Below are 13,470 nucleotides of genomic sequence, written 5' to 3'. Positions count from 1 at the left end.
ACCCGCTCAGGGCAGGATGGTCGCGCCGGTGCGGGCTTTGGTGACGACGCCCTGCGGATTGATGAGCACGACGTACTCGGTAAACCGTCCGCCGCCCGAGGGCGACTGGTAGACCCAGGTCTCGAAGCCGCTGTCGAAGACGACGCTCTTGGTCGGCCCAAAGGCCGCCAGCAATTGCACCTTGGTCGTCGTGCCCGGCACGACGGTTTGCTGCAGCCTTTCGGTCGAGACTTGTGCGCCGGGCGGCACGGGAGAGCTGGCACAGGCGGCCAGCAGGATGGCGCCCAGGACGGAGGCTGGCAGCTTCATGGCGCGTCTTCCATATAGGTGAACTCGACCAGCGTATCGTTCGGCCAGGACGCATCCCAGATCGGTGCGTAGAAGGTACGGTCGAGCATCACCTGGCAGTCGCAGTATTGCAAATCGGTCCTGGTCTGCTCGCCGCCGGCGTACATCATCTTGAAGGGCAGGGTTTCGACGCGCTCGCCCGCGCGCAAGGTGACCGCGAACACGGGGCGGTCGGCAAAGAACAGGTAATTGCCGTCGGGGCTGCCGCAGACCTGGTCGGGCGAGCTCAAGGCATTGGCGACCCAGGCGAACAGCGGCGAGCTGTTCGATACCAGCCCGGCTTCGACGCCGACCCGGCATTCCAGGCGCATGTCGCCCAGGCGCCGCGTGCCCGCAGGCAAGCCGGGAGTCACGACGAGGGCGCGCCAGGTCATGCTGGTGGTCTTGCGGTTGGCGAGCACGGCGGCGTCTTCGCGCAGCGCGGCATCGACGCGCGGCAGCACGAAGCTGTTGTCGGACGCAACCGCCACCGGGACGCTGACGCTGTCGCCGGCCACGCGCAGGGTGATGCCGCTCATGTTGACGGTGGGCAGGCGCGGCAGCAACTGGAAGCGCAGAGGCGCGTTTGGGGCCAGGGCATGCTCGCGCTCGAAGCGCTCCATGCCCTTGATCATTTTTCTATAGGATTTATCGACCGGATCACGGGTGGATTGCACCGTGACGGTGGCGGCCTGCCCGGCAGCGAGGGCCGGGAAAGCAGCGAGGGCGGCCACAACAAGCGCCAGCCCCGGGACAACGCGGAAAATTCGCCGCGTCATCGGCTTACCAGGAGCGGACGCGGCCGGTGTCCATGTGGACGAATTGCGAGTCGGGATAGTAGCCGACGCCGCCGCCACCGATCGACAATGCCGCACGCTGCAGCATCTTCAGGTCCTTGCCCGGGATGCGGATGTCGATGGCTTTCGCTTCCATGTGCAGGCTGCGCTTGGCCACGCCACCGCTGGCGGAATGCAGCTTGGCGTTCGACTCCGGCGAGCGGTAGCCCGAAATGATGTGCAATTCCTTGTTGTTGCCCATTTTCTCGTTCACGGCAGTCAGGAGCAGCATCAGTTCCGGATCCATCTCGGCAACCTTGTTGTTGCGATGGTCGCGCAGCACCTTGTTGATGTCCTTCATTGCATCCGGGATGAACTGGCCTTCAGCCCAGAACACGCTGGTCAGCTTTTCGCCGGTGTGCGTGTTGTACAGGCGCAGCGTACGCTCGCCAGGGGCGGCTTGTGCTGTTTTGGCAAGTGCTGGGATGCTGAGAGTGGGTGCTGCAAGGATGAGGGAGGACTTCAGGAAAGCTCGGCGTGGCATCATCGGATTGGATCCTTATGGTGGTTGCGCTCAAAGGTCAATTTTACGCCAGTTTTGTTAAATCTGCCGATAAGGTCTGGATAAATGCGGCTTTTAGGCTACGATCTTGATGTTTTCATCAACTTTGAGAGATTTTCGATGACGAGTTATCAACGAATCCCGGCGAAGGGTCTACTTTCCATTGCCGCCTTGCTCACTTCGCTAGCCGGTCATGCCGCAGCACAGGCGGTAACGCCGGTGGACGAGCCGCCCGCAGCCCAGGGCTGGCGCACCGAAACCGTGGCCGACGGCCTGCCCCAGCCCTGGGGCATGGCCTGGCTGGCGGACGGCCGCATGCTCGTCACCGGCAAGAAGGGCACGCTGCACCTGGTGAACGGCAAGCGCGTCGAAGAGGTCGCGGTGGAAGGCCTGCCGGCGCTGTTCACCGGCGGCCAGGGCGGCCTGCTCGACATCGCCGTGCACCCGGCCGACAAGGGCCCGAATCCGCGCATCTACATGACCATGGCCAGCGGCACCCAGGACGAGAACCGCACGGTGCTGGTGCAGGGCGTGTTCGACGGCAAGCGCGTGCATGGCATCAAGACCATCTTCACCGCCTCGCCCGCCAAGAGCGGCGGCCAGCACTTCGGCTCGCGCATCGTCTTCCTGAAGGACGGGACCCTGTTGATGAGCATCGGCGACGGCGGCAACCCGCCCCAGCGCATCGGCAACATGCTGGCGCGCGACCAGGCGCAGAACCTGGGCAGCCACAACGGCGCCATCCTGCACCTGACCGCCGAGGGCAAGGCCGCCGCGGGCAACCCGCTGGCCGGCCAGCCAGGCGCGCTGCCGGAACTGTGGAGCATCGGCCACCGCAATATCCAGGGCATGGCGCTCGACCCGCAAAGCGGCCGCGTCTGGGCCAGCGAACATGGCCCGCGCGGCGGCGACGAGATCAACCTGGTCGAAGCCGGCAAGAACTACGGCTGGCCGTTGCAAAGCTATGGCCTGGACTACAGCAGCCGCGAGCCGATCGGCACCCGGACCGTGCCGGGCATGGTGCAGCCGATCGTGGTCTGGTCGCCTTCGCCCGCGCCGTCGGGCCTGGCCTATTACACCGGCAAGGCCTTCCCGGCCTGGCGCGGCAGCCTGTTCAGCGGCAGCCTGGCCGGCCAGGACATCCGCCGCGTGGCGCTCGATGCCCAAGGCAAGGTCACGCGCCAGGAAAAGCTCGCCATCGGCAAGCGCGTGCGCGACGTGCGCCAGGGACCGGACGGGCAGCTGTATGCGCTGACGGACGAGACCCGCGGCAGCCTGTTGCGCATCGTTCCGAAATAAGCCCGCCACGTCCGGCGGCAATGCGTTGCGCATGGATTCCCCGAATCCATGCGCAATTGATTGTTGCAAGGAGAAAAGCTGCCTAGAATGCTCTTTCCATCCGACCCGGATGACCCACAGGAGGAGCAGCATGGCAGTATCCGTTCGCAATCTCAAGCTGGCCGCAGCGCTGGCGCTGGTGACCAGCATCTCCGCGGCGCATGCTGCGCCCGCCAAGCAGGCGACCACGCCCGACATCCCGATCCCCAACGTCCCGTACACCAAGTTCGTCCTCAAGAACGGCCTGACGGTGCTGGTGCACGAAGACCACAAGACCCCGGTGGTGGCGATCAACACCTGGTACCACGTCGGCTCGAAGAACGAAAAGGTCGGCAAGACCGGCTTCGCCCACCTGTTCGAACACCTGATGTTCAGCGGCAGCGACAACTTCAAGAAGACCTACCTGAATGCGATGGAAGGGATCGGCGCGACGGACCTGAACGGCACCACCAACCAGGACCGCACCAACTACTTCCAGAACGTGCCGACCTCGATGCTGGACTATGCGCTGTTCGCCGAGAGCGACCGCATGGGCCACCTGCTGGGCACCGTCGACAAGAAGAAGCTCGACCTGCAGCGCGGCGTGGTGCAGAACGAGAAGCGCCAGCGCGAGAACCAGCCCTACGGCGTGGCCTACGAACTGCTGGTGACCAACACCTATCCGGTCGGCCACCCATATTCGTGGACCGTGATCGGCAAGATGGAAGACCTGGACGCGGCCTCGATGACGGACGTGCAGGACTGGTTCAAGACCAACTACGGCCCGAACAACACGGTGCTGGTGCTGTCCGGCGACATCACGCCGGAAGTGGCGCGCCAGAAGGTCGAGCAGTATTACGGCCATATTCCTCCAGGCCCGCCGCTGGCCAAGCATGAAGCCTGGATCGCCAAGCGCACCGGCAGCCATCGCACCACCGTGCAGGACCGCGTGCCGCAATCGCGCATCTACCGCACCTGGAACGTCCCGGGCGCGCACACGCCGGAAGAAGCGCAGCTCGACCTGGCTGCGCTGGTGCTGGGCGGCGGCAAGACCTCGCGCCTGTACAAGCGCCTGGTGTACAAGGACCAGCTGGCCACCAGCGCGACCGCCAGCGACGACGCGGCCGAAATCGGCGGCCAGTTCGACCTGACCCTGACCGCGCGCCCCGGCGCCGACGTGGCGAAGATGGAACGCGCGGCGGACGAAGAACTGCGCGCGCTGATGAAGAACGGCCCGCTTGAGTCCGAACTGCGCCTGGCCAAGACCACCATCCTGGCCCAGTACACCCGCATGATCGAGCGCGTCGGCGGCTTCGGCGGCAAGAGCGACTTGCTGGCCTCCTGCACCACCTATACCGGCAACCCGGACTGCTACAAGGTCTACCTGGAGCGCATCAAGGCCGCCACCCCGGCGACCGTGAAAAAGGCCATGAACGACTGGCTCAGCGACGGCGACTTCGTGCTGCAGGTCGACCCTTACCCGACCACCCTGGTGGCCGGCGCCGCCGCGGACCGCAGCAAGGAACCGGCACTGGGCAAGCCGATGTCGCTCAAGCTGCCGGACATGCAGAAGACGACGCTGTCGAACGGCCTGAAGGTCGTGCTGGCCGAGCGCCACGATGCACCGGTGGTGAACTTCCAACTGCTGGTCGACAGCGGCTACGCATCGGACGCGGCGGACAAGCCGGGCGTGGCCAGCCTGGCGCTGCGCATGCTCGAAGAAGGCACCAAGACCCGCAAGTCGCTGGAAATCGGCGAAGAGTTCGCGGGCCTGGGCGCGCAGTTCGGCGCCGGCACCAACCTCGATAGCGCCTTCGTCACCATGAACACGCTCAAGGCCACGCTGCCGCAATCGCTCGCCGTGTACTCGGACCTGGTGCTGAATCCGGCCTTCCCGCAGAACGAGTTCACCCGCCTGCAGAAAGACCGCCTGGCCGCCATCCAGCGCGAGAAAACCGTGCCGCAGCTGATGGCGCTGCGCGTGCTGCCGAACCTGTTGTATGGCAAGGAGCATGTGTATGCCAAGCCGTTTACCGGCACCGGCACCGAGGAAGCGGTCAAGCGCATGACCCGCGAGGACCTGGCCAGGTACCACGCCACCTGGTTCAAGCCGAACAACGCGACCCTGCTGGTGGTGGGCGACACCACGCTGGCCGAGATCAAGCCGCTGCTCGAGAAATCGTTCGCGGGTTGGAAGGCGGGCGAGGTGCCGAAGAAGGTGCTGGCCACCGTGGCGCCCCAGGAGAAAAGCGTGGTCTACCTGGTCGACCGTCCGGGCGCGCTGCAAAGCGTGATCGTCGGCGCCCAACTGGCCCCGCCGCGCAACAGCCCGGAGTCGCTGCCGCTGGAAATCGTCAACGACGTCTTCGGCGGTACCTTCAGCTCGCGCATCAACATGAACCTGCGTGAAGACAAGCACTGGTCGTACGGCGTGTCGAGCCAGCTGTCGCCGGCCATCGGCCAGCGTCCGTTCATGAGCGTCTCGCCGGTGCAGACCGACAAGACCCGCGAAGCGATGCAGGAACTCGTGCTGGAATACCGCAACATCGCCGGCGGCAAGCCGATCACGGCCGAGGAGCTGAAAGCGGCGCTGGACAACAACACGCTGGGCCTGCCGGGCAGCTTCGAGACCGCCAGCCAGCTGACGAGCGCCTACACCAACATCGTGCAGTACGGCCTGGGGGATGACTACTACAACACCTTCACCGAGAAGGCGCTGTCGCTCACGCCGCAGCAAGCCAACGCGCTGGCTGCCCGCAGCTACACGCCGGACCGCCTGGTCTGGGTCGTGGTGGGTGACCTGGGCAAGATCGAATCGGGCATCCGCTCGCTGAACATCGGCGAAGTGCGCAAGATCGACGTGGATGGGAATCCTGTTAAATAAGGAGGCATGACGTGGGCGATGCCGCCCACGTTACCGACCTCGATCAATCCAGGTCCTGGAACAAGGCCGTCGCAATCTTCGCCTGCTCCGGCTGCGGCATGTCGGTGTTATTGAGCAGCACCACCGCACGCCCGTCAAGCGGATCGTAGGCCAGCAAGGTCTTGTAGCCGCCAAAGGCGCCCGTTACCCACGTAAGGGAACGGGCGCCTTTTTTCGTGGCGAGGTTTTTTACGCGGCCGCCCAGCGCATAGTCTTCGGACGCCACCTGCACGGTGGACAATTCGCGCCGCGCCTTGTCCGACAGCAGCTTGGTGAAATAGACGCTGTCGGCCAGCGCCACCAGGTCGCGCGCTGTGCTGTACAGGGTGCCGCTGGCCGCCACCATCGGCGGCGCGGCCGGGACCTTGCGCACGCCGGCGGCGGTATAGGCCACCGCCATGCCGACCGCGTCTTCGTAGCCGGTGGCGCCAAAGCTGGTGTCGCGCACGCCGGCCGGGGCCAGCACCAGTTCTTCCACCACTTCGGTAAATGTTTTTTTGGTAGCGCGTTCCACGACGGCGCCGACCAGCACCCAGTTCGTCACCGAGTAATCGTAGGCCGATCCGGCGGCGCCGGTCTGGCCCGCGCCGAAACGCAGGGCCGCTTCGACCGGGCCGATCTCGAGGTTCTCGATCGCCTTGTCTTTTTTCAGCGCCTCGGACAGGCCGTTCGGGATGCCGCTCCGGTTCGACATCAACTGGCGCAGCGTGACCGCCCCATTTGGGGCCGGCAGTTCCGGCAGGTGGCGTGCGATCGGCGCGTCCAGGTCGAGCTTGCCCATGTCGGCCAGGCGCAGCACGGCGACGGCGCTGATCCACTTGGTGATCGAGCCGATCATGAAGCGCGTGTCCTTGGTATTGGCCTGGGCTTCCTCGCGCAGGGCCAGGCCGCTGGCGTGCGTGACCAGGGTCGAGCGGGCATCCTTGCGCACGGCGGCCACGCCGCTGTACTGCTTCGGCAGGTGGCGTTCGATCAGGGGCCCGGTGGTGACCTTGTCGATGACGGCGCAGCCGGACAGGGCGAACGCGAAGACGGCGGGGGCGAGCAGGGAAAAACGGATACGCATGGGGACTCCCGGGAAAATGGCAGTTGCATTGTAGCTGCCGCTTTCCCGGAACGGCGGACGCTGCGAATGGCGTGCGCGCCGCTCAGCCCTTGCGCTGGATCTCGGCCGTGATCTCGTAGGCGCGCAGGCGCGCCGCGTGGTCGAACACCTGCGAGGTGATCATCAGCTCGTCGGCCCCGGTGCGTGCAATGAAAGTGCGCAGCTGGGCTTCCACGGTGTCCGGCGCCCCGATCGCGGTGCACGACAAGACACTGTCGAGCATCATGCGCTCGGCCGTGCCCAGGCTCTCCAGGTAGCCCGGCACGGGCGGCTGCAGCTTGCTCGGGCGGCCGCTGCGCAGGTTGACGAAGGCCTGCTGCATCGAGGTCGCCAGCACTTGAGCCTCGGCATCGGTGTCCGCGGCGAACACGTTAAAGCCGAGCATGACGTAGGGTTTGTCGAGCTGGGCCGACGGGCGGAAGGTCGAGCGGTAGATCTCGATCGCCTGCATCATCATCTGCGGGGCGAAATGCGAGGCGAAGGCAAACGGCAGGCCGAGCGCGGCAGCCAGCTGGGCGCCGAACAGGCTCGAGCCGAGGATCCAGACCGGCACGTCCAGGCCCGCGCCCGGCACCGCACGTACCTGGCGGCGTGGCGAGTCGGCAAAGTAATCCATCAGCTCGACGACGTCCTGCGGGAAGGCGTCGGCGTCGGACGCCAGGTTGCGGCGCAGGGCGCGTGCGGTGACGTGGTCCGAACCCGGCGCGCGGCCCAGGCCCAGGTCGATGCGTCCCGGGAAGAGGGATGCGAGCGTGCCGAATTGTTCGGCAATCACGAGCGGCGAATGGTTGGGCAGCATGATGCCGCCGGCGCCGACCCGGATGGTCGAGGTGCCGGCCGCGACATGCCCGATCAGCACCGCAGTGGCGGCACTGGCGATGCCCGGCATGCCATGGTGTTCGGCCAGCCAGAAGCGGTTGTAGCCCCAGCGCTCGCCGTGCTGGGCGAGGTCTAGTGAACGGTGGAAAGATGTTGCCGCATCGCTGCCTTCTGCGATCGGCGAGAGGTCGAGTATCGAGAATGGAATCATCCAATGATGATACCTTGACGCGCTTTTTCGCGTGCGCGATGGCCCAGAACGCCAGTATCGGCTTGATGTTCTGTAAAGATGGCGCTGTCACCGCAAACTGTAGAAATTGAACTGTCGAGCTCCGGCGCAGTCCAACGATGATCCGATCGATCACCCGGTGGGGCATGAACGGAGCAGGTTTTACCAGGTTGCTGAGGAAACTGTCTTCGCTGACGCCGCGGCAGCGAGGGCAGCTGCTGGACGCCTTGCGTCCGGCAATCGGATTCGAGCGCGTCTGCGCGGCCATCACGCAGGCCAAACCCAGGCCCTGTTGCCCTTCCTGCCAGGCCGAGCACCCTTGCCGGCACGGCATGGACCGCGGGATCCAGCGCTACCGCTGCCGCGCCTGCCGCAGTACCTTCAGCGCTTTGAGCGGCACACCGCTGTCGCGCCTGCGCCATCGCGCCAAATGGCTCGACTTCCTCTCACAGATGCTTGAGACCAAGCGTCCGCGCAGCTGCCAAGGCGGCCAATGTGCACCGCAACACCAGCTTTCGCTGGCGCCACCGTTTTCTCGCGCTCACGCAGCACGACCGGGTCGAGCGCCTCTCCGGGATTGCCGAAGCCGACGAGATGTTTTTACTCGAGTCGCAAAAGGGCTCGCGACAGCTGGACCGGCCAGCCCGGCGGCGCGGCGCAGTCGCCTCCATACGCGGCATTACCCATGAACACGTCTGCATTCTGGTCGCGCGCGACCGCACCGGCCGAACCCTCGATTTCATCACCGGCCGGGCCGCCGTCACCAAGCGGCAGCTACACCGCCATCTCGGCCCCAGGCTCGACAAGGATGTGCTGCTCGTGACTGACGGGCATCCTGCCTACCGGGCTTTTGCGCGCGAAGCAGGCATCGCGCACGCTATCGTCAATCTGCGCCTTGGTGAGCGGGTGCGCGGCGCAGTTCACGTGCAGAACGTGAATGGCTATCACCAGCGCTTCCGACAGTGGCTTGCGCGTTTTTGCGGTGTCGCCTCGCACTACCTGACCAATTACCTGGGCTGGCGCTGGGCGCTCGACGGCGAACGCATTGCTTCGCCCGAGCAGCTGCTCCGAGCGGCGCTGGGCATCTTCCACACGTAACGGGCACAGCGCCTAAAGATTGACCAAAGACGAACACGTCCTTATGATCGGTCGCGCAGTCCCTATACTTTACTCCTGCCAATGTCCAGATTCCTGAGTTTGCCATGCAGCCGCACGACCATCCTCGCCGCCTGTTGCGCCGTTCTGTTCGCCACCGGTTGCGCGCAGCTGCCGGGCATGGGAGGCGCCGCCGTGCCTGCTGAAACGGGGTTCGACGCGGGACCGCTGGCGGAGCTCGATCGCGCCATCCTCGGCCATATCGCCGATCGCAAACTGCCGGGTGCCGTCTTCCATCTGGAACGCGCGGGCAGGGTGCACGAAAAGGGCTTTGGACGCTATACCTATGAGCCCGATGCCACGCCGGTAACAACCGATACGGTGTTCGATGCAGCATCCCTGAGCAAGGTGCTCTCGACCGCGCCCTCGGTGCTGATCCTGGCCCAGGACGGCAAGCTCGCGCTCGACGCGCCGCTGGCGCGCTATTTTCCCGAATGCGCGAACGGCGGCAAGGAGGCCATCACCGTGCGCCATCTGCTGGCGCATGCTTCCGGGCTGCCTGCGGGCCTGCCGGCCAAGCCGAGCTGGCAGGGCGGGGATGCCGCGCATGCCCTGGCCTGCGCCCAGCTGGTGACGCATGCGCCGGGCAGCTTCTTCCGCTACTCGGACATCAATTACATCCTGCTCGGCCGGCTGGTGGAGCGCGTCGCCGGCATGCCGCTTGACCAGTTCGCGCAGCAGCGCATCTTCATGCCGCTGGGCATGAAAGATACCGGCTACCTGCCGCTGGCGCGCATGCCTGCGGGGCGGATCGCGCCGACCCAGCGCGCGCCGCTTGACGGCAATGCGGCCCTGCATGGCGACCTGGCCCCCGGCCAGATGCTGCAGGGCGCCGCGCATGACCCCACCGTGCGGCGCATGGGCGGCGTGGCCGGTTCGGCCGGCGTGTTTTCCACCGCGCGCGACGTGGCGCGCTTTGCCCGCATGCTGCTGGGCAGCGGGGAACTGGACGGCGTGCGCGTGCTGTCGAACGAGAGCGTGCGCCTGCTCACCACCGCGCAGTCTCCGCCCGGCCTGGTCTTGCGCGGCCTGGGCATGGACATCGATTCGCCCTATGCCCAGCGGCCGCGCGGCACGCTGTTCCCGGTCGGCTCCTACGGGCATACGGGTTTTACCGGCTGCATCCTGTGGATCGATCCGCAGTCGCGCAGCTTCTACGTCTTCCTGTCCAACCGGGTCTACCCTGACGACAAAAGCAATGTGCTGGCGCTGTACACCCAGCTCGGCACGCTGTCGGCCCAGGCCGTGCGCGTGGCGGCCCCTGCCATTGCCGCGATCCGCAACTGACCGGACTTGCTTATTTTTCCAGCAGGCTACCGTGCGCCTGCCTGTGTCGTGCATCCCTACACTTCGAGACCTATGCAATATCTCATTGATATTGTTCAGCATTTCGTCCGAACACAATTTTAGGAGATCGACATGAAGATGAATAAGCTACTGAAAGGCCTGCTGGGTGCTTCCGTTGCCGCTGCCATGTTCGGCGCCACTACCGTCCATGCACAATCGAGCAGCACTGCCGGCCAGTCCGGCACGACCTCGAGCACCGGCACCACCGCCGGCACCAGCCAGAGCGGCAGCATGAACGATCAAAGCAGCGGCAGCTCCTCGGCCAGCGCCACGGGCAGCTCGCAGAAGCAGGACAAGAAACAGAGCAAGAAGGGCAAGCACCATAACGCTGCGCACGGCGCCAGTAGCACCGGCAGCACCAGCGGCTCGAGCATGAGCGGCGCCACCAGCGGCGACACCGGCGCTGCAAGCAGCTCGAGCGGCAGCACCGGCTCGATGGGCGCAACCGGCTCCAGCGGCCAGACCGAATCGGGCAGCATGGGCGTCGAAGCCGGCCGCACCAGCACCGGCGCCTCGAGCGAGCCGCCAACCCGTTCCAGCACCAGCGGTTCGTCGGGCGCCAGCGGCTCGATGGGCACCAGCGGTTCCTCGGGCTCGATGGGCACCAGCGGCGCTACCGGCACGACCGGCACCACCGGCACCACCGGCACCACCGGTACCACCGGCACGATGGGCACCAGCGGTTCCTCGGGCTCGATGGGCACCAGCGGCGCTACCGGTACGACCGGCACCACGGGCGCTACCGGCACCATGGGCACCACCGGCACTACCGGTTCGATGGGCACCAGCGGTTCGACGGGCACGATGGATGCCACCGGCCGTAGCGGCACCACTGGCACCAGCGGTACCTCGGGCACGTCGGGTACGACCGGCACGACCGGAACCACGGGTAGTTCGGGAACTTCAGGTACGTCCGGCACGACTGGCACCACCGGCACGACTGGCACCACCGGTACGACCGGGACCACGGGTACGACCGGTACCACCGGCGGCACCGGCCGCGGCTACTGACACGCCAGCACGCTCGGTTATCCCCCTGCGCGGCCAGGTGGCCGCGCCCGACACCAGCCTGCGGGCTGGTGTCCTCGTTTACAGGGCCGGCGCGCCCTCAGCGGGCATTGCGTCCCCGCATGCCGGGACGCGGCGAACGGGGAAGCGGGCTGCCTTCGGCCAGTTCGATCTTCTCGAGCGGCTCGGGCGCCGGTCCATGCAGCACCTTGCCCTCGATGTCGAAGCGCGAGGCGTGGCAGGGGCAGTCCCAGGAGCGTTCGGCCGAATTCCAGTGTACGGCGCAGCCCATGTGGGTGCACTTGGCCGACACCGCGTGCAGCCCGCCCTGGGCGTCGCGGTAGACGGCGATCTTGCGCAGGCCGTCGCGCACCACCGCGCCTTCGCCGGCCGCGATTTCCTGCACCGAATCGACGTCGCCCCCGGTCAGCCATTCGCCATAGCGCGCCAGCGTGTTGGCCTGCTCCGAGGCGAAATCGGCCAGCCCGTGCACGGGTTTGCGCGCCGGGTCGTACAGGGCCTGCCAGGGATTCTCGCGCCCGCCGATCAGGTCGGTGATCAGCATGGCGCCGATGGTGCAATGGGTCATGCCGTTGCCCGAGTCGCCCGTGATCAGGTAGACGTTGTCGTCGTCCATCGGATTGCGGCCGAGGTAGGGCAGGCCGTCGGACGGTTCCATCACCTCGCCCGACCAGCGGTAGGCGACCGCCTGCGCCTGCGGGAAGTGCTCGCGCGCCCAGCGTTCGATCTCGTCGTAGCGGTGTTCGGGATGGTCGTCCTGGCCGGTCTTGTGGTCGGCCCCGCCGACCACCAGGATATCGTGCTCCGCGCCAGCCGGCGACTCCAGCCGCACGTAGTAATACGGGTCGCCCGTATCCCACAGCAGGATGCGCGGCAGCGCGCCGCGTGCTACCTGCAGTCCCACCACATAGGTGCGGTAGCCGGCCTGCTTGGTGTGCATCACCACGCGGTCGTTGAAGGGCGTGTGCGTGGCCAGCACCACGGCGCGGGCGCGGATGTCGCCGCGGTCGGTGCTGACGGTTTGCTGCTGCTGGTCGCCGCGCACCCGGCGCGCGTGGGTGGCGCCATGGATGCTGCCGCCCAGGCGCTCGATGGCGCGCGCCAGGCCGGCCAGGTAGTTCAGCGGATGGAACTGGGCCTGGCGCAAGAAGCGCACGGCGGGGCCGGAATCGAAGGGCAGGCCGGGCACGCCCGGCAACAGCTCGACGGCCACGCCGGCGCGTTTGGCGCAGGCGTACTCTTTCTCGAGATCGCGCAGGCCGTTGCCGGGCAGGGCGTACAAGTAGCCGTCGAGGCGCTCGAATCCGCAGTCGATGTGTTCTTCGGCCACGATGGCCTCCACCAGCGTGATTGCGCGCGCATGGCTGTCGGCCACCAGCCGGGCATTGCCGGCGCCGAACTTGTCTTCGATGGTGGCATACCACTCGTCGGGCGGAAACAGGTGGGCCGTGGTGCGGCCGGTCTCGCCGGCGCCGATGCCGAGGGCGTCGATCACCGCCACGCAGCGCCCCTCCTTGGCCAGCAGGTAGGCGGTAGTCAAGCCGGCGATGCCGGCGCCGATGATGCAGACCTCGGTATCGAGTTCGCCGGACAGGGGAGGAGCGGAAGGCAGGTCGGCGGTGTCGAGCCAGAGCGAGACCGAAGCGCCATTCGTCGTAGCAGCCATGTCGTCATCCTTTCTGTGCAGGGCGCCGGGCGCCGGCGCGGGAAGGCAGGACGGGCCGCGGGCGGCCGCTCAGTCCTCGGCCACAGTCTACCGGGCGTCGGGAAAGCCCGTAGCACGATGCCCAGGCCCGATCGCCTCGGCAGCGGCGCGTTCCGGGCGGGGAGTTTGTGGCAAGCTAGCACCAGTATTGTCGAAATTGACGACAGGATGGTTTG

General features: G+C 66.5%; 10 protein-coding genes and 1 pseudogene. 5 read left to right on the top strand and 6 right to left on the bottom strand.

The annotated features are described in order from the left end of the window. Nucleotides 1-6 precede the first annotated feature (6 nt). Genes AC3XQU_RS11250 through mepK form a run of 3 tightly spaced genes read right to left on the bottom strand, consistent with a single transcriptional unit; the run spans nt 7 to nt 1,650 of the window. A complete protein-coding gene (locus tag AC3XQU_RS11250; protein ID WP_489874252.1) occupies nt 7-309 on the bottom strand; it encodes a hypothetical protein in 303 nt (100 codons plus the stop codon). Continuing rightward, nucleotides 306-1,061 carry a hypothetical protein gene (locus AC3XQU_RS11245; RefSeq protein ID WP_489874251.1) on the bottom strand — a complete coding sequence of 252 codons (756 nt, stop codon included), beginning with the start codon at nt 1,059-1,061 and terminating at the stop codon, nt 306-308. Before AC3XQU_RS11245 ends, AC3XQU_RS11250 begins: the two co-directional genes overlap by 4 nt. A gap of 49 nt (nt 1,062-1,110) precedes the next feature. After that, nucleotides 1,111-1,650 carry a peptidoglycan L,D-endopeptidase MepK gene (gene mepK, locus AC3XQU_RS11240; protein ID WP_489874250.1) on the bottom strand — a complete coding sequence of 180 codons (540 nt, stop codon included), beginning with the start codon at nt 1,648-1,650 and terminating at the stop codon, nt 1,111-1,113. A 186-nt stretch (nt 1,651-1,836) separates the two neighbouring features. Here mepK and AC3XQU_RS11235 point away from each other — a divergent pair, with 186 nt between their 5' ends. Further along, nucleotides 1,837-2,964 carry a PQQ-dependent sugar dehydrogenase gene (locus tag AC3XQU_RS11235; protein ID WP_489874249.1) on the top strand — a complete coding sequence of 376 codons (1,128 nt, stop codon included), beginning with the start codon at nt 1,837-1,839 and terminating at the stop codon, nt 2,962-2,964. Between the two features lie 130 nt (nt 2,965-3,094). Beyond that, the gene (locus AC3XQU_RS11230) at nt 3,095-5,866 is read left to right on the top strand and encodes a M16 family metallopeptidase (RefSeq protein WP_489874248.1); all 2,772 of its coding nucleotides are present in this window, start codon (nt 3,095-3,097) and stop codon (nt 5,864-5,866) included. Nucleotides 5,867-5,909: 43 nt separating this feature from the next. On the opposite strand, the gene AC3XQU_RS11225 is transcribed toward AC3XQU_RS11230, so the two are convergent. Together AC3XQU_RS11225 and AC3XQU_RS11220 are read right to left on the bottom strand one after the other, a co-directional pair. Further along, a complete protein-coding gene (locus tag AC3XQU_RS11225) occupies nt 5,910-6,971 on the bottom strand; it encodes a serine hydrolase domain-containing protein (RefSeq protein WP_489874247.1) in 1,062 nt (353 codons plus the stop codon). Between the two features lie 82 nt (nt 6,972-7,053). After that, complete coding sequence (locus AC3XQU_RS11220) at nt 7,054-8,040, bottom strand: LLM class flavin-dependent oxidoreductase (protein ID WP_489874246.1); 987 nt, start codon at nt 8,038-8,040, stop codon at nt 7,054-7,056. Between the two features lie 164 nt (nt 8,041-8,204). Between AC3XQU_RS11220 and AC3XQU_RS11215 the strand changes: the two are divergent. The 3 genes and pseudogenes from AC3XQU_RS11215 to AC3XQU_RS11205 all read left to right on the top strand — a co-directional run bounded on the left by AC3XQU_RS11215 (nt 8,205) and on the right by AC3XQU_RS11205 (nt 11,571). Continuing rightward, nucleotides 8,205-9,156 (top strand): annotated as a pseudogene (locus AC3XQU_RS11215) (IS1595 family transposase). 192 nt (nt 9,157-9,348) lie between these two features. After that, on the top strand, nt 9,349-10,500 hold the full coding sequence (locus tag AC3XQU_RS11210; RefSeq protein ID WP_489874245.1) for a serine hydrolase domain-containing protein: 1,152 nt from the start codon (nt 9,349-9,351) through the stop codon (nt 10,498-10,500). Between the two features lie 132 nt (nt 10,501-10,632). Further along, nucleotides 10,633-11,571 carry a hypothetical protein gene (locus AC3XQU_RS11205; protein WP_489874244.1) on the top strand — a complete coding sequence of 313 codons (939 nt, stop codon included), beginning with the start codon at nt 10,633-10,635 and terminating at the stop codon, nt 11,569-11,571. Nucleotides 11,572-11,668: 97 nt separating this feature from the next. Here the strand turns inward: AC3XQU_RS11205 and AC3XQU_RS11200 are convergent, their stop codons facing one another. Further along, nucleotides 11,669-13,255: an FAD-dependent oxidoreductase gene (locus AC3XQU_RS11200; protein ID WP_489874243.1), complete on the bottom strand. Its 1,587-nt coding sequence runs from the start codon at nt 13,253-13,255 to the stop codon at nt 11,669-11,671. Between the last annotated feature and the right edge of the window lie 215 nt (nt 13,256-13,470).

The sequence above is a fragment of the Telluria sp. AZSoR62 genome, from assembly GCF_058111565.1.
This window is presented reverse-complemented; position numbering and strand designations above follow the sequence as displayed.